We start from the raw sequence: 22,601 nt of genomic DNA on the forward strand, positions 1-22,601 counted from the left end.
CTCAGGACCGCACGAACCGCACTTCGGTCAGCGTCTCGCCGAGGAACGGCTCGGTGTGAGTTGCGCCATCGAGCGCGAAACCGTTGCGGGTGTAGAAGCGGTGCGCGCGAGGGTTGTCCTCGGCGACCCAGAGGTACAGCGGCTCGTCCTTCTCGACGGCCGCGTCGAACAGCTTCTGGCCGAGGCCGGTGCCATGGAATGCGGAGATCAGGTAGATGAAGTACAGCTCGCGGAACGCGGGGGCATCCCGATCGCGGGAGGGGCCGGAACCGACGAAACCGACGATCTCGCCATCGACGAGGGCGGCGCTCATGTGGAAGTCGTCGCCCTGGGCAGCCCAGTGCGTCCACAGGTCGGCCAGCCGTCGGGGGGAAACCTTCTCGAGGGCGGCAGTGCTGATCAGGTGGTCATAGGTCTCGTGCCAGCACTTGGCGTGCACGCGTCCCAGTGCTTCCGCATCCACATCACGGACCGGACGGACAATGATTTCAGGCTGGGCTTCGGCGCTCATGCCGCGACTCTACGCGCGACCTGCGCGAACGGGAAATCGAGCAGCCCCACTGTGGAAATACCACAATCGAATTCCCAGAACATAGGTCAGTGGCTACGATCTACCCTCGTGAACGTGATCTGGCGAACCCTGCTTGTGATGTGGCGAGCGCGCCGTCGCCTCGGCCGTGAGGGACGGCTCCCGCCCACCGCTGTGGCACGGGTGCGCGTGACAACGCTGCCCACCGACCTCGACCTGCTCCGGCACATGAACAACGGCCGGTATCTGTCGCTGTTCGACCTCGGTCGGTGGGATCTGCTCGTGCGCACGGGCATGAGCGACGCGATGAGGAAGCATGGTTGGTATGCGGTCGTCTCATCGGAGACGGTGACTTTCCGTAAGTCCCTCCGGCTCTGGCAGCGCTTCGACGTCGAATCGCGCCTGATCGGTCACGATGACAAGGCGATCTACCTCGAGCACCGCGCGGTCGTTGACGGCGAGATCTATGCGCGCGCCATCGTGCGGGCACGGATGCTGAAACGCTCCGGCGGCACCCTCTCGCACCAGGAACTGTTCGACGCCATCGGACGCCCCGAAGGGATGCCGGAAGTCGCGGACTGGATGCACGAGTGGGCCGACGCGTCGGCACTGCCGTCGACGCGCATCGCTGCCCCCAGTATCTGGTCGTGACGTCCGGCAGTAGCCATCTGCGCGCTCTCGGCGCTAGCGTTATCTCGTGATCCCGCTCCTCGCCACGACCGGCCGCGTGCTTCTTGCCCGCTGGCCGGCGCTTCTCGCGTGGTACCTCGGCGGTACCCTGGTGCATTATTTCGGCATCATCGGCGCAGCCTACGCGGGAGCGACGAACGCCGCGATCGGCTTCCTGCTGCTTCCTCTCGCGATCCTCGCCAAGCTCATCGCGTTCGTTGCAATGTTCCTCGTCGTGCGCGATGCGCTGCGTGAACTGCAGGCGATCGCCCCTCTCCCGGAGAGCGGCGTCGAACGGCGCCGCACGTTCAGCCTCACCCTGCTCGCCAGCATCCTGCCGTTCTTCGCGATTTATACGGCGTGGGGTTTCCTGCAGGACGACGTTGATTCCTACGCGCAGCGCGCGCTGGCGATCAGATCGGGCCTCGCCTGGCAGGCGCTCGTCGACGGGACGGAACCGCTGGCAGCGGGAGCCGTCCTCCAGCTCAACGTCACGGTGCTGTCATTGTTCACGATCGTCTCCGCGTTCTCTGCGCGTTGGGCGTTCAAGCGGTTCGGCGCGAAGCTGCCGAAGTGGACCACGCTGCTCGCGGTCTACTTCGAAGCCGTCTGGGTGTTCTTCTCGCTGTTCCTCATCAGCGACGGTTTCGCGGCGCTCGGGGCCTGGGTCGATTCGCGGATCGCGATGGTGTGGCTCGGGGACATCCATGAATGGCTCGGCGCCTGGCTAGTCCCGGTCGCCTGGCTGTGGGATGCCATCGGCGTGATCGTCGGCAACGTCGCGGGCCTTCTCGTACAGCCGCTGGCCTGGCTGACGATTGCCGGGGTCATCTACGGACAGGCGATCGAGGCTGAACAGCCCGGCTTTCAGAAGAGGTTCAGCGAAGGCACAAAGAAGCGCCTCGAGAAGGTGCCGAACACGATCGTGCGCTGGCTGGGTGAGATCGCCGGTGAGTTCACATCCCGCTTCCGTCCCATCGTCAACGCACTTGTACTCATGTGGCGGGCGGGGCCGGTGCTCATCGCCTCATACGTGCTGCTGTACACGATCGTGCTGGCACTGGACCCCTCGCTGCAGTGGCTCCTCAGCCGCATCATCGGGCCGCAGGATCTGAGCGACTTCTGGCGGGTGTACGGCCCCGCGCTGTTCCTGCTCGTTCCGCTCCTGCTCGAGCCTTTGCGCATAGCCGTCGTCAGCGGCGCCTACGACAGCACACTCGGACAGTTGCGCAAGAAGCCTGATCAGGGATCGATCGAGAAGCGGATCACCGAGGGGACGGCATCCACCGATGCGATCTCCACCCAGAACGGGCCTTCGGTGTCGGATGGGACGACGAACGGCACGATCATCTCGTAGGGCAGAACCCGATTCTCGCCGTCCGTGACGCAGGTGGTCGGCTCCTCGGCGGAATAGCCCAGGCCGATCTCATCACGAGACTCGGGGAACCGGATGCCGGTGCTCTGCTGCACGAGCGTCGGCGCGGTGCACGACGGCCCAGCGCCGTGCGGGTCGACGGGGATCAGCGCGGCGATGATCCTCGCATCTGCTGGCATGTCGAAACCGGAGGTGTCGGCGATCTCGGATGCCCGGATCGGGCCCCAGCTCGTGTCGAGGAGCTCTACGGTGTCGCCGTCTTCGACATCGATCGGAATCGTGTTCTTGAACAGGTTCTGGTTCTGCCAGCCATCCCAGGTGAGAGCGCCGAAGGTGACGGGAGTGAGTAGGGCGAGCGCCCCGAGCGCCACGGCATTGCGCCGCCACCAGCCGGTCATCGGATCCACTCCGACTCGATGACTTGCACCTCGGAGACCGGGCTGATCTCGTCGAGATCGATCGGGATCTCGAGCACAGAGTCTGCCCTGGTGTCGCTGCTGAGCGACAGCTTCAGCATCCCGGCGCCGGTGAGCTCCGGCAGCTCGAAGGCGAGCGAGCCATGTCGGGGGACACCCGGGTTCAGTCGCACATTGAGCATCGACGGCGTGCGCTCGGTGGCGCGATACTCTCGCCCGTCGAACTCGAACACGGCGTTTCCCAGGTTCACGGCGCCGGTGATGTACACGATCCGTAGGCCGGTCACGCTCGCGGCATCCAGATCGACAACGAGCCAGTTCCCGTCGGCGGCCCAGGTGGTTTCGCCAGAGGAATTCTCATCGCCGGTGACAGTGGTTGCCGTGCGGGCATCGGTCACCGTGGCGACGAGATCACGTCCGGCGACCTGCTCGCCGATCTCGCCGCTGACGACGAATGGCGCAACCTCGGCGTCCTCGGCAGGGGCGATTGCGGACACGACTGCGGCCGCAACGAGCAGCACGATGGTCGCCAGCCAGATCTTCAGCTGGTTCATTCAGCTTCTCCCTTCCCGAGGTCTTCGATCGCGAGGTCGACATAGGCGCCGGTGTGCTGGTCAGACCAGTAGACGCCGTAGAGCACGGACTGACCCATGCGGCGGGTCGACGTCGGCAGTGCGAGGCGCATCGAGTCGCCGTCGCTGAATGCATCGACGGGCACCGCCCAGCTGAGCACGACGCGCACCGGAATCTCCGGTTGCAGCCACGGGTTGAGGGTGCCGTCGTCCAGGCGTGCGAGCGACGGGGAGAGCCCGCTCATCACTTGCAGCTCGGTCATCCCGGTGGATTCGAGGACATCCTGCAGCCCTTCAACTCTGGTCAGCCCGAACACGCTGTCCGTGCTGGACGCCCGTGCGAACTCGCTCAGATTGCGGACATCCATGACGAGGCTGAGGATGCGCTGCTCGCCGGGTGTGGGGATGATGCCCGTGCTGTTCAGCTTGTCGATGACCGTCAGGCGCATCGGCGTCATCTCCAGTTCGCCGCCGATGAAGGTGTCGCCGGCTGCGATCACCGGTGTCTGCGGCATCGGTGCCGATTCGAGCCCTCCGAACAGGGCCGTCACACCGAGGAACACCACGAGCGCCGCGGTGCTGAGCCACTTCACCGGCACCCGGTCGATGGCGCGCTGGGCGAGGGTGCGCTTGCCTCCCGATGCCGCGGGCGCAACCCCGGGCATCGTGGGTGCGGCGGCAACGGTCGCCGCCGCGCGGGCGCTGGGGCTGGCTCCAGCTGGCCCGCCGGGGGTGATCGGGGTGCCCGGCTTGGACGCAGAAGAGCTGCCGCCGAGAGCCGCGGCGAGACTCTGGTCTCCCGCGGCCGGTTTGTCCCCCTCAGCCGGTGTCACGGATCCAGCATAGAACCCCGGAAAACCAGGAGCGGAGAAAAGCGGGGAAGAAGCATCCTTGCCGCTGTGTGTCACCCTCCGCCGAGGGCTCGGCGCTCTTAGGCTGAAGATATGTCAGAGTCGTCAGCGCCAGGCGCCGTCTCGCTCGCCGATCAATCGGTCGAACTCGCACGCCGATGGGCCACCGAAGCCGCCGAGGCCGAGGTCGACCCGGCCGCGGCGCGTCTGGCGGACCTGCTGCAGGACAAGAACGGCCTGCCGTTCACGCTCGGATTCGTCGACGGTGTCATGCGACCGGAGAGCCTGAGCGCCGCCGCTTCGCAATTGCAGCGCATCGCTCCTATCGTCCCCGACTTCCTGCCCTGGTATCTGCGCAGCGCCGTACGCATCGGCGGCGGTATCGCCCCCGTGCTCCCCACGCCCACCGTGCCGATCGCGCGCCGGGTGCTGCGCGAGATGGTCGGGCATCTGGTCGTCGACGCGCGGCCGGCCAAACTCACCGCGGCCATCGAGAAGCTGCGCTCCGATGGTGCGCGACTGAACCTCAATCTGCTGGGCGAGGCCGTGCTCGGTGAAGCCGAAGCGCGGCGGCGGCTCGACGGCATCCATGATCTGATCCGGCGTGAGGATGTCGATTACGTCTCGGTGAAGGTGTCATCCGTCATCAGCCACATCTCGCTGTGGGCGTTCGATGAAATCGTCGATACGGTGTCCGAGCGGCTGCTGCCGCTGTACGTCACGGCGGCGAAGACCGGAACCTTCATCAACCTCGACATGGAGGAATACCGCGACCTCGACCTGACGATCGCCGTGTTCACGCGCATCCTCGAGGACCCCCGGTTGGTGCTGCTGGACGCCGGAATCGTGTTGCAGGCGTATCTACCCGACGCGATGTCGGCGCTTCGCGAGCTGACCGCATGGGCGAAGATCCGTGTCGAGCATGGTGGAGCGCCGATCAAGATCCGTCTGGTCAAGGGTGCGAACCTCGCGATGGAACGCGTGGATGCTGTGATGCACGGGTGGCCGCAGGCCACCTACGAGACCAAGCTCGACACAGATGCGAACTATCTGCGGATGCTGGATGAGGCGCTGCGCCCGGAGCACACCGAGGCGGTGCGCATCGGAGTAGCAGGCCACAACCTCTTCACCATCGCTTACGCCTGGTTGCTGGCCGGCGAGCGTGATGTCCAAAACGACGTCGAGTTCGAAATGCTGCTGGGGATGACACAGGGACAGATGCAGGCGGTGTCGCGTGACGTCGGACCGGTGCTGCTGTACGTTCCCGTCGTCAAACCTGACGAGTTCGATGTCGCGATCAGCTATCTCGTGCGGCGACTCGAGGAGAACGCGGCGTCGGAGAACTTCCTTTCCGCGGCATTCCACCTGCACAGCGATGCGAGTCTGTTCGATCGCGAGCGGGACCGGTTCCTGCAGGGGCTGAAGCGCAAAGCCGATCGAACACTCCGAAACGTCAGCCGGCGCACGCAGAATCGCACGTCTCCCGTGCACGAGTCGCTGCGCCCCGGCGTCCCCGCTCAGGCGCAGGACGAGGATCTCACACAGGCGGTGCTCAGCATCGGGCGCGGCTCGTCCGGCGACGCTTTTGTGGAGACGGCGGTGTACTCCCGGCGCGAGGTGGATGCCGCATCCGCCGGGGCGCCTGGCTTCGTGAACACCACCGACAGCGACCCTGCCCTGCTCGCGAATCGAGAGTGGGCACACAGCATCCGATCGCGCATCGAATCGTCGACGGCGGGAGATGCCACCCTGCGTGCAGCGCGGATCGACGATTCCGCGCTGCTGGAGCAGACCATCACCCGCACGCGCGCGGCTGCACAGGCGTGGGGATCGCGCCCGGCTGCCGAGCGCGCGGAAACCCTGATCCGTGCCGCCGCCGCACTCGAATCCCGTCGTGCGGAGCTGATCGAGGTCGCCGCATCCGAAACCGGAAAGGTGCTCCCCGAAGCCGACACCGAAGTCAGTGAGGCGGTCGATTTCGCCCGGTACTACGCGGCGAAGGCGCGCGAGCTCGACAGCGTTGCCGGTGCGGGATTCGTGCCGGCGCGGGTCACAGTTGTCACACCCCCGTGGAACTTCCCGCTCGCCATCCCCGCCGGCGGAGTTCTCGCCGCGCTCGCCGCGGGGTCGGGTGTCATCTTCAAACCGGCGCCCGAGGCCCGCCGGTGCGCGGCTGTGGTCGCCGAAGCTCTGTGGGAGGCCGGGGTCCCGCGGGATGTGCTCGCCCTCGTCGATATCGAAGAGGGAGATCTCGGCCGCGAACTCATCGCGCACGAGGTGGTGGACCGCGTCATCCTCACCGGCTCGTGGGAAACGGCAGCGCTGTTCCGATCCTGGCGCCCGGATCTGCCGCTGCTGGCTGAGACCAGTGGCAAGAACGCGATCGTGGTCACGCCGTCGGCCGATCTGGATCTCGCGGTCGCCGACCTCGTGAAGAGCGCATTCGGACACGCCGGGCAGAAATGCTCGGCCGCGTCGCTGGCGATCCTGGTCGGCCCGGTCGGGCGATCCCAGCGCTTCGCACGTCAGCTGAAGGATGCCGTGCGCTCACTGCATGTGGGCTGGCCGACGGATCCGCTCACCGAGGTCGGCCCGGTCATCGAGAAGCCGCAGGGCAAGCTCGCCTGGGCGCTGAACGAGCTCGAAGGCGAGGAACAATGGCTGATCAAGCCGGAGCCGGTCGCCGGAGACGAGAGTGGGCGACTGTGGCGCCCGGGAGTGCGCGTGGGCGTGCAGCCGGGCTCGCGGTTTCATCGGGAGGAGTTCTTCGGCCCGGTGCTCGGCATCATGCACGCACCGACGCTGGGCCAGGCGATCGAGATTCAGAACGCGGTCGCGTACGGGCTGACGGCGGGGCTGCACACCCAGAACCCGCGGGATCTGGAGGAGTGGCTCGGCGGCGTGCAAGCCGGAAACCTCTACGTCAATCGCGGGATCACCGGAGCGATCGTGCAGCGGCAGCCGTTCGGCGGTTGGAAGCGATCCTCGGTCGGACCCGGCGCCAAGGCCGGCGGCCCGAACTACCTGATCGGGCTCGGTTCCTGGCGATCGCTCGGCGGGGGCGCCGCATCCAGCACGCTGCACCTGCGCGGCCTCGACACCCGGATCACCGATCTCATCGAGGCGGCGCAGCCGTCGTTGGATTATGAGAGCTTCGAATGGTTGCGCCGGGCGGCGCTGTCGGATGCTGTCGCCTGGGACCGCGAGTTCGGTCAGGTCCGCGACGTCTCGCAGTTGGGCGTGGAGCGCAATCTGTTCCGGTATCGGCCGGTGCCGGTGATGATTCGGGCCACGGGGGATGCCGGATGGCATGAGCTGCTGCGCGTCGTCGTCGCCGGCATCCGCACCGGTTCGAACTTCTTCCTGTCCACACCCGTCGGGCTTCCCGCGGAGGTGCGCCGTTCGCTGTCTGAGGTGGACGTGCCGGTCGCGGTGGAGAGCGATGCGGAATGGATCGAGCGGATGGCGCGCACCGGGGAGCCCGACGCGCTCGCAGCCGTTTCTACGGATGCCCCACCGCGTGCATCGCGCGTGCGCCTGGTCGGACCGGCAGAGTCTGTCGGTCGGGTGCATCGTGCGCTCGCTGAGGCCGTCGGCGGCGATCCGGACCTCGCGGTCTACGACGGCGAGGTGACATCGGCCGGGCGCATCGAGCTGCTGTCGTTCGTGCACGAGCAATCGATCAGCATCACCGCGCACCGCTTCGGCAATCCGGATGACTGGAGCGCCGGGGTCATCTGAGTGGCAGACGCTCATCGCGATCGTTGACGTGGCTGGAAACCGGCCGTGCCGCTGGCGAACGCCCAGGACCGGATGTCACAATAAGACATGGCGTGCCAGCGTCGCATCTTCCCCGCCCCCTCTGAAATGAGCGGCGGGTTGAACTTCCGCCTGGCCCATGGACAGCGTCCGCCGCATCCCTCTCAAGGAGAATGATGTCGACGCCAGAGACGATCACCGCACCCGCCACCCCACGCACCGCGCAGCACCGCCGGTATCTGATGTGCCGGCCGGAGCATTTCACGGTCAGCTACACGATCAACCCGTGGATGCAGCCGGCCCTGCCCACCGACACCGAGAAGGCCGTCGCGCAGTGGCAGCAGCTGTACGACCTCTACCTCGAACTCGGCCACGAGGTCGAGCTGATCGAGCCGCTCGAGGGCTACCCCGACATGGTCTACACGGCCAACGGCGGTTTCGTCATTGACGGTCGTGCCTACGTTCCGAAGTTCCGCTTCACCGAGCGAGCCGGCGAGGCGCCCGCTTTCTCGGACTGGTTCCGCGCCAACGGCTACGACACCGTCGAGCCAGAAGAGGTCAACGAGGGCGAGGGCGACTTCCTGCTCGTCGGCGACACGATCCTCGCCGGCACCGGATTCCGCTCCACCGATGACAGCCACCGCGAGGTCGGCGCGGTCTTCGGCCGCGAGGTCATCTCGCTGAACCTGACCGATCCGCGCTTCTATCACCTCGATACCGCTCTCACCGTGCTCGACCCTGTCGAGGGCATGCACAATGGCGGGCCGGAGCGAGCGAACATCGCGTACCTGCCCGGTGCATTCGACGACGCCAGCAGGGCGATCCTGGAGGAGCGGTTCCCGGACGCGATCCTGGTTTCGGATGAGGATGGATCGGTGTTCGGGCTGAACTCGGCCAGCGACGGCCGCAACGTCATCATCTCCCCGCGTGCGACGGGGTTCGAACAGCAGCTGCGTGATCGTGGTTACAACCCGATCATGGTCGACCTGTCCGAGCTGCTGCTCGGCGGCGGCGGAATCAAGTGCTGCACGCTGGAGCTTCGCGCGAAGTGACCCGGCGCTCCGGCGCGGAGCCGGAGGCTAATCTCTCGGGATCGTGCGGATGGGTGCTGTGGAAGCGGCGACCTCGTCGCTGAACTGCACAGGATCCATCCGCACCACGGAGACCGGCATGGTCTCGTCGAGCGTCAGCCGGAACCGCGAGTTCTCCTGGCGGCGGAGGCGACCGGATGCCAGAATCCACGCGAATCCGATCGCCATGGCCAGCAGCGCGGCGATGCCGCCGACGAGGATGGCAGTGCGGGGGCCGGCGACATCGGTGATCCATCCGGCGATCGGCGCCCCGATCGGAGTGGATCCCATCACGACAGCCATGTACAGGGCGAGCACTCGACCGCGAAGCGCCGGATCGGTGGTGGTCTGCACGTAGCCGTTCGCCGTGGTCAGCATCGACACGGTGGAGAAGCCGACGAAGATCAGCACAGCGGCGTAGGACCAGTACGTGGGCATCCAGGTCGAGATGATGGATGCGACACCGAACCCGCCGGCGGCGACGATCAGCACCCGCACGCGTGCACGGTCGCGGCGGGCCGCGAGCAGAGCCCCGGCGAGCGAGCCGATGGCCAGCACCGAGCTGAGTATGCCGTAGCCGTCGGCATCGCGGCCGAACTCCAGTGCCATCGTCGAGGCGAAGATCGGAAAGTTCATCCCGAAGGCGCCGATGAGGAACACCATCACGAAGGTGACCTTGAGGTCGCTGCGCCCCCACACGTAGCGGAAGCCCTCCGCCAGTCCGTTTCGGCCCTTGCTCTTGATGCGGGGGAGCAGTTCGCCGGCGCGGATCAGCACGAGGGCGATCAGCATGGCGAGGAAGGTAGCCGCGTTCAGGACGAACACCCAACCGGTGCCAACTGCAACGATCAGCAGCCCGCCAACGGCTGGACCGATGAGGCGTGCCATGTTGAAGGATGCTGAGTTGAGTGCGACGGCGTTCGACGCATCCTCCAGCGCCACCATGTCAGACACGAAGGCCTGGCGTGCGGGCGCATCGAAGGCGTTCGTGATGCCGAAGGTCAGGGCGAATCCGAACATGATCGGAAGAGTCATCACGCCGGTCAGCAGCAGGGCGGCCACGCCGAGGGCGAGCAGCAGTAGAACCGACTGGGTGATCAGCAGGATCTTGCGGCGATCAAAGCGGTCCGCGACCCAGCCCGTAACGCTCACCAGGGCCAACGGCGGGCCGAACTGCAGCGCCATCGTGATGCCCATCGCGGTGGCGTCATTGTCGGTGAGCTCGGTCAGCACCACCCAGTCCTGTGCGGTCGCCTGCATCCAACCACCGATGTTCGACACGAGCGCGCCGAGAAACCAGATTCGATAGTTGAAGGTCGAGAAGGACCGGAACATGGCGCTCATCGTTCGGCCACCTTCCTGATCAGCTCGGCGGCTTCTCGGAGCGTGCGCAGTTCTTCATCGGTGAAGTCGAACTCGGCGAGGGCGTCGGCGAGGGCGGCGTCGCGCTTCTGCACGGTCGCCGTCACGATCTCGATTCCGGCATCCGTGATCTCGATGTTGACCCGGCGGCGATCCTGCTCGTCCGGCACGCGGACGACGAGTCCGGCTTCTGCCAGGGCATCCACCGCATTCGACATCGTCGGGGCGCTCACTCGTTCGTGCTGGGCGAGGGCGCCCACGGGGCTGCGTCCGTGCTTGTTGAGGCTGGCGAGCACGGCGAACTGGGCGTCACTCAGCGTGTCAACGGCGCGCTCGCGGCGCAGGCGGCGGGCGAGGCGGAACGTCGCGAATCGGAGATCAGTGGCGGTGGCGTGCAGAAGGTCAGGATCAGTCATTGCTTAGGTAGTCTAACTAAGTTTTCTGGGAAGGGCTCGGGATCGGGGCAGAATGGATGCTGTGAACATCGCGCTCGAGATCGCCGTCCAAGACCCGGCAGGCGTGCGCATCGCGCACGAGGTCGGGGCCGCACGGGTCGAACTGACCCAGGCGCTCGCGCTGGGCGGGCTGACCCCGTCGCCGGCGACCCTCGAACTCGCGCTGACTGCGGCAGGGGACAGCGGGCCCGAGGTTCATGTCCTCATTCGTCCGCGGCCCGGTGACTTTCACTACGACCAGGACGAGATCGCCGTCGCGGTGCGCGATGTGGAACTCGCCGTCCATGCCGGGGCCGCCGGGGTCGTCATCGGAGCAGTGGATGCTGCCGGCGCGCTCGATCTGGATGCCATGGCCCGGCTGCGAGATGCCGCGGGAGATGCGACAGTGACGCTGCACCGGGCAATCGATGTCACCGCCGATCCCGTGGCGGCACTGGAGAGCGCGATCGCTCTGGGGTTGACGCGCGTGCTCACCTCGGGTGGGGCATCCACCGCCATTGAGGGCGTCGCGATACTGCGCGCACTGGCTGCCGCAGCGGACTCGAGAATCGAGATCATGGCCGGCAGCGGCGTGAACGCGGACAGTGCCGCAGAGCTCGCGAACACCGGCGTAGACGCCCTGCACTTCTCGGCCAAGCGCACGGTGTTGGCGGAGAGTGGCGTGCGGATGGGGTCGGCTTCCGAGGGCGTCGGCGGCTACGAGGTCACTGACCGTGAGGCGGCCTTCGCCGTGCGAGCAGCACTGGGACTCTGACGCGGAGGGTGCTCCGCTGACACGGGGCCGCGGCATCCGTAGACTCAACCCATGCCCGTAACCTGCGAGTTCATCGACGCGCACGGCGTCACGATCGTCTATGACGTCCATGCGGCGGAGGGTGCACCGCGCGCGGTCGTGCAACTGCTGCACGGAGTGGGCGAGCATGCTGGCCGCTACGGGGCTCTGATCGATGCGCTCACCGCCGCCGGGTACATCGTTTACGCCGATGATCACCGCGGGCATGGGCGCACCGGCATCCGCCAGCACGAGGATCCGGCCAAGCTCGGCCGACTCGGCAAAGGCGGGCTGAACGCCGCGCGGGATGCCATCTGGCAACTGACCGAGATCATTCGGTCGGATCATTCTGATCTTCCGCTCGTTCTCTTCGGGCATTCGTGGGGGTCGTTCCTCGCGCAGAAACTGCTCAACGAGCATCCGGAGGCGTGGGATGCTGTCGTCCTGTCCGGATCGGCGCTGCTCACCCCTCGCGATCTCAATGCCGCACCGCTGAACGCCCGGTGGGAGGGCAGCGATGCCACCGGTTACGAGTGGCTCAGCCGGGACCAGGCCGTCTGGAAGTCGTTCGACGAGGACCCGCTGACAACCAACGTGCCGTTGCTGAAGCTGTTCGGACCGTTCGAGGCGCTCAAGCTCTACGGGCGTCCGAAGAAGGACCTCGGGCGCGACATCCCGGTGTTGCTGATGGTCGGCCGGGACGATCCCGTCGGCGGACCGCACAGCGTGCACAAGCTCGCCGACGCCTACCGCAGCAGGTCGGGCCTCACCGACGTCACCACTCTCGTGTACCCGGATGCCCGCCACGAGATTTTCAACGAACTGCAGCAGGGTGAGGTGCGCGCAGACCTGCTGGCCTGGCTCGACAGGCGGATGCCCCGACGCTGAACCCAGCTCCGTTCGGCACCCGGCGTTAAGCTGGAGTCGTGCATGGTGAATACAAAGTCCCCGGTGGGAAGCTCGTCGTCGTCGATGTCGAGGTGCGAGACGGCAAGCTTGCCGACTTCCGCCTGGCAGGCGACTTCTTCCTCGAGCCGGACACGGCGCTGGAAGCCATCAACGCGGCGGTCAACGATCTGCCCGCCGAATCGGATGCCACCACGATCGCCGCAGCGGTCAGACAGGCGCTGCCGGACGGCGCGCAGTTGCTCGGCTTCAACCCCGAGTCGGTCGGCACTGCTGTGCGTCGCGCACTGGTCACCGCACCCGGTTGGCGTGATTTCGACTGGGAGATCGTGCACGAGAAGGCTGTTTCGCCGCAGCTAAACCTCGCCCTGGATGAGGTGCTCACCGCCCGCGTCGGCCAGGGGCGACGGCGCCCGACCCTGCGCATCTGGGAGTGGGACGCGTCCGCCGTTGTGATCGGCTCCTTCCAGTCGTACCGCAATGAGATCGATCCGGACGGTGCTGCGCGCCATGGCTTCGACGTCGTGCGGCGCATCTCCGGAGGTGGGGCGATGCTGATGGCTGCCGGGCAGATCATCACCTACTCGCTGTATGTGCCGGCATCGCTGGTGCAGGGAATGACGTTCGCCGACTCGTACGCCTTCCTCGATGACTGGGTGCTGCAGGCGCTGCGCGCGGTCGGCGTCGAGGCCACCTATCAGCCGCTCAACGACATCGCGAGCCCCACCGGGAAGATCGGCGGTGCTGCACAGAAACGCCTCGCCAATGGTGGCGTGCTGCACCATGCGACGATCTCCTATGACATCGATGGCCAGGTCATGACCGAGGTGCTGCGCATCGGTAAGGAGAAGCTCAGCGATAAGGGCACGACCTCTGCCGCCAAGCGGGTAGACCCGCTGCGCACCCAGACCGGACTTAGCCGTGCCGAGATCATCGACAGCTTCAAGACGACGTTCCGTTCGCTCACCGGTGCAGAAGACGGTTCGATCGCGGCTGGCGAGTACGCCGATGCCGAGGCGCTCGTCGAGTCGAAGTTCTCGACCGACGCGTGGCTGCACCGCGTTCCGTGACCTTCGTGCCGGCCGCTGACGCGTCGATCCCTGAGCCCTCGCCGATCCCCTCTCCGGCTCCCTCTCCGATCCCCTCCCCGGTCCCTGAGCCGGTCGAAGGGGCGGTCACCATTGTTGAGGGTGACAACCTGGCTGTGGCGCGGACGCTGCCGTCGGGATCCTTCACGCTCGTGTATCTCGACCCGCCGTTCAACACCGGCCGGGCGCAGGAGCGGCAGGTTGTCACCGCGAAGCGGTTCACAACTCCTGAAGAACCGCCGGAAACGGGGGCCAGCGGCACCGAATCCGCTGATTCGCGCGAAGTTCTCAGGAGTTCTGCAACGGATGCATCGGCGGATGCACCGGCGGAAGCGCCGGCCAAAGAGATCCGACACGGGTTCCACGGGCACCAGTACGAGCGAGTTCGCGGCATGCTGCGCACCTACGACGACCGCTTCGATGACTACGGCGACTTCCTCATGCCGCGGCTGGAGGAAGCGTGGCGGCTACTCGCCGACGACGGCACCCTGTATCTGCACCTCGATTACCGGGAGGCGCACTACGCGAAGGTGATGCTCGACGCGGTGTTCGGCCGGGACTCCTTCCTCAATGAGCTGATCTGGTCGTACGACTACGGCGCCAAGTCCCGGAGGCGCTGGCCGACCAAGCACGACACGATCCTGGTGTACGTGAAGACACCGGGACGGCATGTGTTCAACGCCGACGACATCGACCGCGAGCCCTATATGGCTCCGGGGCTCGTCACGGCGGAGAAGGCGGCCCGGGGCAAGCTTCCTACCGACGTCTGGTGGCACACGATCGTGCCGACCACGGGGCGCGAAAAGACCGGATATCCGACGCAGAAGCCCGAGGGGATCCTGCGGCGGATCGTGCAGGCATCGAGTCGCCCCGGCGACCGCGTGCTGGACCTCTTCGCCGGCAGCGGCACCACGGGGGCGGTGGCATCGGCCCTCGGACGCAACGCTGTTCTCGTGGATGACAACCCCGAGGCGGTGCGCGTGATGCACAAGCGGATGCCGCACGCCGAGGTCACGACGATCTGACGACCCGGCCGTCGGGCACGGTCTGTGAGGCGGTGGCGGTCGCCCGGCTAGACGATCGCGAGCACGCTGTCGTAGGCGTCCTCGGCCACGTCCGCGCCCGTTCCTCCGAACACCCGTGCGATGCCTGGGGCGGTGTGCCAGGCGGGCCAGCCGGGGCCGCCGCCGGAGATGAACGCGACGGCTGAGCGGTGCATCTCATCGGCCAATGCCTGCGGCGGCTCGTCCCCGGCGAGGTGCTCGACGCGCTCGCGGTCGAGTCCGTCGAACCAGAACGGCACGTCAAGGCAGTGGCATGCCCAGCCCATCGTCGGTGACACCCAAGAGAATCGGTAGACCCAGGTTTCGGCATCCGCTCCGCTACGCGCCTCGGCGACCCGAGGAACCAGTGAGCGGAAGATGTCGTCGCTGATGAATCGACCGATCACGGCTGCGCTGCCCTTCGCGCGCTGGGCGGTGTTGGCCTGCAGATACGCGCGGCGGGTTTCGCGACGTCGGAGGAATGGACGCAGCAGCAGAGCCGGCGGAATCCACCGCACCTTGGTGCCTTCGCGCTCGGCGACCATGGTGAACTCGTCGTCGGCGGCGCCGAGCAGCAACGGCTTATCGGCACCGATCCCGAGGCGCAGGGACTCGGCGGTGGGGCGGGCAATCAGTTCACCGTCGACCATCGGCCCCCAGGGGAGTCCGTCGTTCAGCAGATCGATGAGCATACCGATGCCCTTGCGCGGGGTAGCGGCTTTCGGCTGCAGCTGCCGGACGCGGCGTTCGCTGAGGCTGCGAAGTCCGTCGACGTCTGCGGTCACCGCGCCGAACCGGGCCAGATGTTCGCCCCGTCGCTGGGCAGTGTCCAGCGGCACATCGGCTACCGCGCCCGAGAACGACATCGCCGCGTGGAACAGGTGCTGCGCCGACGGCATCCCGAGCAGTGTCAGCACAGCGCCACCACCCGCTGACTGTCCACCGATCGTGACGCGGCCGGGGTCGCCGCCGAAGCCCGCGATGTTCTGCTGCACCCACTCGAGGGCTGCGACCCAATCGCGCACTCCGCGGTTGTGCGGGGCATCCGCGATGAATCCGAAACCGTCGAATCCGAGCCGGTACGAGATCGAAACGGTCACCACGCCGTCGCGGTTGAAGCGCGCGCCGTCGTACCACGGGCTGGCCGGAGAGCCCTCGGTGTAGCCGCCACCGTGGATCCACACGAGCACCGGAAGCGCGTCACCCGGTGCCGCAGCCGGGCGAAGGGAAGGCGTGAAAACGTTGACGTTGAGCGTGCTCGCGCCGGGGACGGCAGGTTCCGGGATGAGGTTGTCGGCGCCGGTTACGCGCAGGGGTGTTGCGCCGTAGCTCGTGGCATCAAGCGGTTCCGTCCACGGTTCGGGTGGCACGGGTGCGGCGAAACGCAGATCGCCGATGGGCGGTGCGGCGAACGGGATGCCGAGAAATGCCGCGGATGCTGAGGGGGTGCCGTGGTCGCGCCAGAAACCGCGCACCGGTCCGGAAGCGGTGTCGACAATGGGAGTATCAGTCACGCGGTGTCTCCTTCGATCGCGAGCGCCAGCTTCGCAGAAGTGCACGTTCTTCGCACGAATCTACTGAATTCCTGCGAAGGAAATGCACATCTGCGAACGAAGTGTGTGACGTAGCCAGCGCCGCCGCGGGCATCTGCGAGCACGGCAGGCCGGACGAGCATCGCTCAGCCGGCGTTGCGGCGCGCTTCCCAGCCGGTCTGCACCATCTGATCGACCGTGTACCGCATCTGCCAGTCCAGATCGCGGGCAGCAAGCTCACCGGTGGCAACGATGCGGTCGGGGTCTCCCGGGCGGCGCGGTCCGATCTCCGGCGTGAAGTCGATACCGGTCACACGGGCGACGGCATCCATAATCTGCTTGACGGACAGCCCATCGCCGGAGCCGAGGTTGTACGCGGCTTCGATCGGCCCGCCCGCGGACATGCGCTTGGCGGCGGCGACGTGCGCTGCGGCGATATCGCCCACGTGCACGTAGTCGCGGACATTGGTGCCGTCGGGGGTGTCGTAGTCGTCGCCGAAGATCTTCGGGGTCTTGTTGGCCAGCAGCGCCTCGAACACGATCGGGAAGAGGTTGTGCGGGCTGACGTCGTAGACGGTGGGGTCTGCGGAGCCGACCACGTTGAAGTAGCGCAACGAGGTGTGCCGCAGCGGATTCTCGCTGTCAGCGGTCGCGATGGCTAGGTCTCGCAGCATCCATTCGCCGATGAGCTTGGACTCGCCATAAGGGCTCGCCGGCTTCTTGGCGGTTTCTTCGACGACCAGGGGCACGTCGGGGGTGCCGAAGACTGCGGCGGAGGAGGAGAACACGATGTTGCTGACGCCTGCGGCCGCCATCGCCTCGAGGATGACGCGCGTCCCCTCGACGTTCTGGGCGTAGGTGTGCAGCGGGCGCTGCACCGAGACTCCGGCGTACTTGAACCCGGCGACGTGGATCACGCCTTCGGCCTTGTGCTCGCGGAGCGTCTTCTCGACGAGTTGGCGATCGAGGATGCTGCCCTGAACGAACGCGACGCCCTCCGGGACGAACGACGTCAGCCCGCTGGAGAGGTCATCCAGCACGACCGGGGTGAGTCCGGCATCCGCGAGGGCGCGCACGACGTGTGCTCCGATATAGCCGGCGCCGCCGGTGACGATCCAGGACATGACTTCCTCTCTCGGCCGCTTGCGCGACGCATTCCTCTATTCTGCCGTGCCCGCTGGGGTGCGTCAGACGTCGCGGCGGGCGCCGGCGGCGGGAGTCACCGTGAAGATGTTCGGTGCCGTGAACCCGGATGCTGCGAAGGCTGCGGTCACGGCATCCGACACTGTCTCGACGGCCGACTGCTCGACCAGTGCGATGGCCGCACCACCGAATCCGCCACCGGTCATCCGCGCGCCGAGCGCGCCCGCGGCCAGGGCCGTGTCGACGGCGACGTCCAATTCGGGAGACGAGATTTCGAAGTCGTCACGCATGGATACGTGCGAGGCGACCAGCAGGTCTCCCACGGCGCGCGGTCCCTTCTCACGGAAGGTGCGCACCGTGTCGAGCACGCGCTGGTTCTCGGTGACGATGTGGCGCACGCGGCGAAAGGTGACCTCGTCGAGCAGTTCGGCTGCCCGGTCGAGGTCGGCGATGCTGACGTCACGCAGTGCCGGGACGCCGAAGGCTGCAGCCCCGCGCTCGCAGGCGGCGCGACGCTCGCCGTATCCGCCGGTGGAGTGGGCGTGGGAGACGCGGGTGTCCATGACAAGGATTGCCAGTCCCGCCTCGGTCATGCTCAGGGGGACGAGGTTGGCATCGAGCGTGCGGCAGTCCAGGAAGAGTGCGGCATCGGGCTCGGCGAGCATCGATGCCATCTGGTCCATGATTCCGGTGGGCGCTCCGACGGCTTCGTTCTCGGAGCGGCGACCGATCTGCGCAAGTGCGGTGCGGTCGAGTCCGGCGTTCCACAGGTCGTTGAGAGCGGATGCCGTGGCACTCTCGATCGCGGCCGAGGAGGACAGGCCTGCTCCGACCGGGACGTCTGAGGCGATGGCGATGTCCACGCCGGTGCCGGTGGCTCCGGCCAGTTGCAGTGCCCAGGCGACGCCGAGCGGGTATGCGGCCCATTCGGCAACGGCGGGTTCGGCGCCGGTCGCAGTGGGGAACAGCGTCGTCAGTTCGTCGAGGGAGACCTCGACCGGCTCAGACGCGAACGTGGATGCGACGCGAATGCGACCGTCCTCCCGCATGCCGACTGCGGCATATGTGCGGTGCGGGATCGCGAACGGCAGCACGAAGCCGTCGTTGTAGTCGGTGTGTTCGCCGATGAGGTTGACGCGGCCCGGAGCCGACCAGACGCCGGCGGGTGCGTGGCCGGTGAGCTCTTCGAAGAGAGCGACGGCCTGGGCGGCGGGTGCCTGTGTGGTGGTGGTCATGCGGTGAGCTCCTCTGCGCTGTCGTTCTTTGCGCTGTCGTTCTCTGCGCGTTCGATTGCCTCACGGATGCGGGCGGCGCCCTGCTCGGGCGTGACCTCGGCGGCCCATGCCCACATCGCGGCTTCGGAACCGGCGAGGAACTTCAGCTTGTCGGCTGCACGACGCGGGCTCGTGAGCTGCAGGTGCAGGCGCACCGTTTCACGGCCGACGTTCACCGGAGCCTGATGCCAGGCAGCGATGTACGGGGTGGGGGTCTCATAAAGGGCGTCGACGCCCTTCAGGAGTTTCAGATAGAGCGGGGCGAGCTCATCGCGTTCGGCGACCGTCGTTGCGGCGAAGTCCGGCACGTGACGGTGCGGCATGAGGTGCACCTCCAGCGGCCAGCGAGCGGCGAACGGCACGAAGGCGGTCCAGTGCTCACCGCGGAAGACGACGCGCTCGGAGGCCTGTTCGGACTCGAGGATGCGCTGGTACAGATCGGGTGCCGTGTGCTCGATGCTCTCCAGCGCGCGGGCGGTGCGCGGCGTGACATACGGGTAGGCGTAGATCTGGCCGTGCGGGTGGGGGAGGGTGACGCCGATCGCCTCGCCGCGGTTCTCGAACGGGAAGACCTGCTCGATGCCGGGGATCTGCGACAGCGCCGCGGTGCGATCGGCCCAGGCCTCGATGACGGTGCGGGCGCGCGTGACCGACTGGGTGCCGAAGGAACCGGAGTGGTCAGGGCTGAAGCAGACGACCTCGCAACGGCCGACCGAGGTGCGGCTGCGCTCCAGGCCGAGGGCGGCAAGGTCATCGAGTCCGCGCGGCGGGTTCGCGGCGACCGGAACGCCGCCGAAGCCCTCGGGAAGTGCGGGGCCAAAGGCCGGAGAACGGTTCTCGAAGACGGCGACGTCGTAGAGCGACGGGACCTCAGAGGGGTTCGTCGGAGTCTGCGGTGCGAGTGGGTCGGCGTCGGCGCTGGGCATCATGACGCGGTTCTGCCGGTTCGCGGCGACGGTGATCCAGTCGCCGGTGAGCACGTCCAGACGCATGTGCGCTGTGTCCGGACGCGGGTCGAGGGTGCGTGCATCAACCGCGCGCTCGGCGCCAAGGGTCGTGCCGGGGTCGTCGTAGTAGAAGAGCTCTCGGCCGTCGGCGAGCGTAGTGGCTCGTTTGATGACGCCGGCGCTCAGCTCGCTCGTGCACAACTCCTGAGGTTCTTGCATGTTCACGTAAACACGGTACCTTCTCAGCGGTGGTAACGTCAACATTCAGGAGTTGTGAGCGGGAGAGGGCGGCGCATGGTGGGGCGAACGGCATCCGGACGGGTATCGATGGCGCAGGTCGCCAGCCGCGCCGGCGTCTCCGGTCAGACCGTGTCACGAGTCGTGAACGACAGCCCGCGCGTCGACCCGGTCACCCGCACCCGCGTCGAGAAGGCGATGGCAGAACTCGGCTACCGACCCCATCGGGCCGCACGTGCGCTGCGCACCGGGCGCACCCAAACGATCGGTCTCGTCGTGACGACGCTCGCCACGGTCGGCAACTCGCGGATGCTGCAGGCCACCGCGGAAGCTGCCGAACAGCGGGGCTACGCGCTGCTGGTCGTCACCGCCGGCGACTCCGTGGCGACGGCTTTCGACCGGCTTCACGATCAGGGTGTCGATGGTGCGATCGTCCTGAACGAGGCCTCGGCGATGATGCGGGCCGCCGATCCGCCTGAGGGGCTAAGACTGGTCGTGGTCGACGCGCCCGCGGCTTCGGATCTTCATATCGTGCACAGCGATCACGCCGGCGGCGCAGCCGCGGCGACCAGGAGCTTGCTCGAGCTCGGACACACCGCGGTCTGGCACCTCGCCGGTCCCGAAGACTCTTTCGCGGCGGCCGAGCGTGAGCGCGGGTGGCGCGAGACGATGGAAGCTATCGGTGGCGGGAAAGGTGAGGTAGTACGAGGTGACTGGTCAGCTGATTCCGGGTTCGCTGCCGCCGCTCGCATGACCGAAGCCACTGCCGTCTTCAGCGCGAACGACCAGATGGCGCTCGGCCTCATCCGCGCGCTTGCTGAACAGGGTCGGCAGGTTCCGGAGGACGTCAGTGTGATCGGCTTCGACGACGTCCCGGATGCCGCGAACTACCGACCGCCGCTCACCACGATCCGGCAGGACTTCGCGGCGCTCGCGACTGAAGCGGTGGCACGGCTTGTCGCCGAGATCGAGGGAAAAGGGGCGGGTTCTCCGGCATCCAAGCCCGCCACGCTCGTTCCCGCCATGCTCATCGACCGGGCCAGTACTCGGGCGGTGTAGGCGGCGTCAGCTGACGATCGGCGAGCCTTTCGCGGGCTGGTCGCCGTCGCGGCGCTCAATCGCACGCAGAGAACGAGCGACGAACGCTGCGATGCGGTCGGCTCCTTCCGCGCGGAAGTGGGTATCGTCGGCCAACCCATCCGGCCAGGCGGCCGCCTCGCCCGGAGCAAAATGCGACAGCAGCGTCGTCGACTCGGCGGCACCGAGGTCCTCGTACAGCCAGGCAGTGAAAGCCGCGAGGTCGATGAGCGGGGCGTGAAGCTCCTGAGCGAGATCGCGCACAGCGTTCGGATAGTCGCCGTGCGTCGGAATCAGTCCGCCGGAGTCGTTGAACCACCGACGTTCGCACGATGTGCACAGCACGGCGAGACCCGCGCGGTCGCGGACGTCGGCGACCATGCGGCGCAGCCGATCGGTGTAGCCGCCACGCGCGTCGAGCTCCGGCAGCTTCTGGTCGTTGTGGCCGAACTGGATCACGACAGTGTCGCCGGCGCCGACCTCGTCGAGCAGTCCCGCCCATGTGCCCGAAGCCAGAAACGACTCGGTCGTCGCGCCGCCGAAGGCCAGATTTCGAACGGGGGCGCCGATGCGTTGCTCCAGAAATTGCCCCCACCCGGACATTGGAGATTCCGGGGGCTTCATCGGGGCGACGGTGGAGTCGCCGGCCAGGTGATAGGTCATCGAAGGGCCTCGCGGTTGGGGTCAGAAATGGATGGAGGTGACAGCAGTGTGACACGGACAGCGTTTTCCCGCACCTGTTGACTCGTTTCAAACGGTGGGCTAGCATCGTCCTCGGAAAGCGCATTCCCGTCCCGAGATTCACGGCGACGACGCGCGTGAAATGACGATCGATGGAGATCCGATGAACAGCAGAGCCGCATCCAGCGGGTGGGCGTCCCGCGCCCATGCCGCCTGTGACTGGCTGTTCTGGGTGATGACGGTGAACCTGCTCTGGTATGTGTTCACGCTCGCCGGCGGAATTCTCCTGGGGGCGGCCCCTGCCACGGTGGCGGCTGCTGAACTCACGCGACGCCGGTTGCGGGGAGAGGGCTTCCCGGCTATCCGCACTTTCGCGCAGGCGTGGTCGCGTGAGTTTTGGCGCGCGAATGCGGTGCTTGCGCCGGTTCTCATCGTCGGCACGATCCTCGCCGTGAATGCGATCGGCTTCGCCGGTGCCGGAACGCTTGCCGAGGCATCCGGAATCCTCACGCTGGTGGCGCTGACACTCGCGTTCGCGTTGCTGGCCGTGCTCGTGCCGCTCTACGTCCACTACGATCTGCCGCTGCGGGCGTATGTGCTGACGGCATCCCGCTGGATACTGCGCAATCTCGCACATGTGCTCCTGCTGGTGCTCGCCGCTGTCGTCGTCGTCACCGCGAGTCTGATTCTTCCCGGCATCATCCCCTTCCTCTCGCTCGGCGCGTGGCTCACCATCGACACAGCCCTGTGCCTGGCCTTCTTCGCCGCGAACGACCGGCAGCTCGCTGAAACCGAAACGGAAACCGGCGCTGTTGCCGTTCCCGTCGCAGCCGGCTGACCCAT

The 22,601-nt window shown here is 67.0% G+C and carries 21 protein-coding genes; 10 read left to right on the forward strand and 11 right to left on the reverse strand.

The window, feature by feature from the left end:
• Position 1: 1 nt before the first annotated feature.
• Positions 2-511, reverse strand: a complete 510-nt coding sequence (locus tag ACSS7Z_RS08465) for a GNAT family N-acetyltransferase (protein WP_438254093.1) — start codon at positions 509-511, stop codon at positions 2-4.
• 108 nt (positions 512-619) lie between these two features.
• On the opposite strand from ACSS7Z_RS08465, the gene ACSS7Z_RS08470 reads away from it, so the two are divergent.
• Both ACSS7Z_RS08470 and ACSS7Z_RS08475 read left to right on the forward strand, forming a co-directional pair.
• Positions 620-1,180 (forward strand): acyl-CoA thioesterase, encoded by a 561-nt coding sequence (locus tag ACSS7Z_RS08470; protein WP_438254094.1) that lies wholly within the window; start codon positions 620-622, stop codon positions 1,178-1,180.
• A 46-nt stretch (positions 1,181-1,226) separates the two neighbouring features.
• On the forward strand, positions 1,227-2,555 hold the full coding sequence (locus tag ACSS7Z_RS08475) for a hypothetical protein (protein WP_438254095.1): 1,329 nt from the start codon (positions 1,227-1,229) through the stop codon (positions 2,553-2,555).
• Here the strand turns inward: ACSS7Z_RS08475 and ACSS7Z_RS08480 are convergent.
• From ACSS7Z_RS08480 to ACSS7Z_RS08490, 3 genes are read right to left on the reverse strand one after another with little or no spacing between them, the layout of a single operon-like run.
• Positions 2,441-2,980, reverse strand: a complete 540-nt coding sequence (locus tag ACSS7Z_RS08480; RefSeq protein WP_438254097.1) for a hypothetical protein — start codon at positions 2,978-2,980, stop codon at positions 2,441-2,443. The genes ACSS7Z_RS08475 and ACSS7Z_RS08480 overlap by 115 nt on opposite strands.
• A complete protein-coding gene (locus tag ACSS7Z_RS08485; protein WP_438254098.1) occupies positions 2,968-3,543 on the reverse strand; it encodes a DUF4352 domain-containing protein in 576 nt (191 codons plus the stop codon). The genes ACSS7Z_RS08480 and ACSS7Z_RS08485 overlap by 13 nt, the downstream gene beginning before the upstream one ends.
• Complete coding sequence (locus tag ACSS7Z_RS08490) at positions 3,540-4,394, reverse strand: hypothetical protein (RefSeq protein ID WP_438254099.1); 855 nt, start codon at positions 4,392-4,394, stop codon at positions 3,540-3,542. The genes ACSS7Z_RS08485 and ACSS7Z_RS08490 overlap by 4 nt, the downstream gene beginning before the upstream one ends.
• A 111-nt stretch (positions 4,395-4,505) precedes the next feature.
• On the opposite strand from ACSS7Z_RS08490, the gene ACSS7Z_RS08495 reads away from it, so the two are divergent.
• Entirely contained in the window at positions 4,506-8,153 is a 3,648-nt protein-coding gene (locus tag ACSS7Z_RS08495) for a proline dehydrogenase family protein (protein ID WP_438254101.1), read from the forward strand.
• 194 nt (positions 8,154-8,347) lie between these two features.
• A complete protein-coding gene (ddaH, locus tag ACSS7Z_RS08500) occupies positions 8,348-9,223 on the forward strand; it encodes a dimethylargininase (protein ID WP_438254102.1) in 876 nt (291 codons plus the stop codon).
• Positions 9,224-9,250: 27 nt separating this feature from the next.
• On the opposite strand, the gene ACSS7Z_RS08505 is transcribed toward ddaH, so the two are convergent.
• Entirely contained in the window at positions 9,251-10,576 is a 1,326-nt protein-coding gene (locus ACSS7Z_RS08505) for an MFS transporter (protein ID WP_438254280.1), read from the reverse strand.
• A gap of 5 nt (positions 10,577-10,581) precedes the next feature.
• Positions 10,582-11,019, reverse strand: a complete 438-nt coding sequence (locus ACSS7Z_RS08510; protein WP_438254103.1) for a MarR family winged helix-turn-helix transcriptional regulator — start codon at positions 11,017-11,019, stop codon at positions 10,582-10,584.
• A 52-nt stretch (positions 11,020-11,071) separates the two neighbouring features.
• Between ACSS7Z_RS08510 and ACSS7Z_RS08515 the strand changes: the two genes are divergently transcribed.
• From ACSS7Z_RS08515 to ACSS7Z_RS08530, 4 genes are read left to right on the forward strand one after another with little or no spacing between them, the layout of a single operon-like run.
• A complete protein-coding gene (locus tag ACSS7Z_RS08515; RefSeq protein ID WP_438254104.1) occupies positions 11,072-11,812 on the forward strand; it encodes a copper homeostasis protein CutC in 741 nt (246 codons plus the stop codon).
• A gap of 51 nt (positions 11,813-11,863) precedes the next feature.
• Positions 11,864-12,718 carry an alpha/beta fold hydrolase gene (locus ACSS7Z_RS08520; RefSeq protein WP_438254106.1) on the forward strand — a complete coding sequence of 285 codons (855 nt, stop codon included), beginning with the start codon at positions 11,864-11,866 and terminating at the stop codon, positions 12,716-12,718.
• 38 nt (positions 12,719-12,756) lie between these two features.
• Positions 12,757-13,806, forward strand: coding sequence for a lipoate-protein ligase LplAB (gene lplAB, locus ACSS7Z_RS08525; protein ID WP_438254107.1), 1,050 nt, complete (start codon positions 12,757-12,759; stop codon positions 13,804-13,806).
• A 44-nt stretch (positions 13,807-13,850) separates the two neighbouring features.
• Positions 13,851-14,849, forward strand: coding sequence for a DNA-methyltransferase (locus ACSS7Z_RS08530; RefSeq protein WP_438254282.1), 999 nt, complete (start codon positions 13,851-13,853; stop codon positions 14,847-14,849).
• A 47-nt stretch (positions 14,850-14,896) separates the two neighbouring features.
• Here the strand turns inward: ACSS7Z_RS08530 and ACSS7Z_RS08535 are convergent, their stop codons facing one another.
• The 4 genes from ACSS7Z_RS08535 to galT all read right to left on the reverse strand — a co-directional run bounded on the left by ACSS7Z_RS08535 (position 14,897) and on the right by galT (position 19,982).
• Positions 14,897-16,381, reverse strand: coding sequence for a carboxylesterase/lipase family protein (locus ACSS7Z_RS08535; RefSeq protein WP_438254108.1), 1,485 nt, complete (start codon positions 16,379-16,381; stop codon positions 14,897-14,899).
• A 164-nt stretch (positions 16,382-16,545) separates the two neighbouring features.
• Positions 16,546-17,523, reverse strand: coding sequence for a UDP-glucose 4-epimerase GalE (galE, locus tag ACSS7Z_RS08540; RefSeq protein WP_438254110.1), 978 nt, complete (start codon positions 17,521-17,523; stop codon positions 16,546-16,548).
• A 63-nt stretch (positions 17,524-17,586) separates the two neighbouring features.
• A complete protein-coding gene (galK, locus tag ACSS7Z_RS08545; RefSeq protein ID WP_438254111.1) occupies positions 17,587-18,777 on the reverse strand; it encodes a galactokinase in 1,191 nt (396 codons plus the stop codon).
• Positions 18,774-19,982: a galactose-1-phosphate uridylyltransferase gene (gene galT, locus ACSS7Z_RS08550; RefSeq protein WP_438254284.1), complete on the reverse strand. Its 1,209-nt coding sequence runs from the start codon at positions 19,980-19,982 to the stop codon at positions 18,774-18,776. The genes galK and galT overlap by 4 nt, the downstream gene beginning before the upstream one ends.
• A gap of 75 nt (positions 19,983-20,057) precedes the next feature.
• Between galT and ACSS7Z_RS08555 the strand changes: the two genes are divergently transcribed.
• The gene (locus tag ACSS7Z_RS08555) at positions 20,058-21,059 is read left to right on the forward strand and encodes a LacI family DNA-binding transcriptional regulator (RefSeq protein ID WP_438254113.1); all 1,002 of its coding nucleotides are present in this window, start codon (positions 20,058-20,060) and stop codon (positions 21,057-21,059) included.
• Between the two features lie 6 nt (positions 21,060-21,065).
• Here the strand turns inward: ACSS7Z_RS08555 and ACSS7Z_RS08560 are convergent, their stop codons facing one another.
• Entirely contained in the window at positions 21,066-21,740 is a 675-nt protein-coding gene (locus ACSS7Z_RS08560; protein WP_438254115.1) for a rhamnogalacturonan acetylesterase, read from the reverse strand.
• Positions 21,741-21,921: 181 nt separating this feature from the next.
• On the opposite strand from ACSS7Z_RS08560, the gene ACSS7Z_RS08565 reads away from it, so the two are divergent.
• Positions 21,922-22,596 carry a YesL family protein gene (locus tag ACSS7Z_RS08565; protein ID WP_438254117.1) on the forward strand — a complete coding sequence of 225 codons (675 nt, stop codon included), beginning with the start codon at positions 21,922-21,924 and terminating at the stop codon, positions 22,594-22,596.
• The last annotated feature ends 5 nt before the right edge of the window (positions 22,597-22,601 follow it).

The sequence above is a fragment of the Microbacterium wangyouchuni genome, from assembly GCF_051546305.1.
GTDB lineage: Bacteria > Actinomycetota > Actinomycetes > Actinomycetales > Microbacteriaceae > Microbacterium.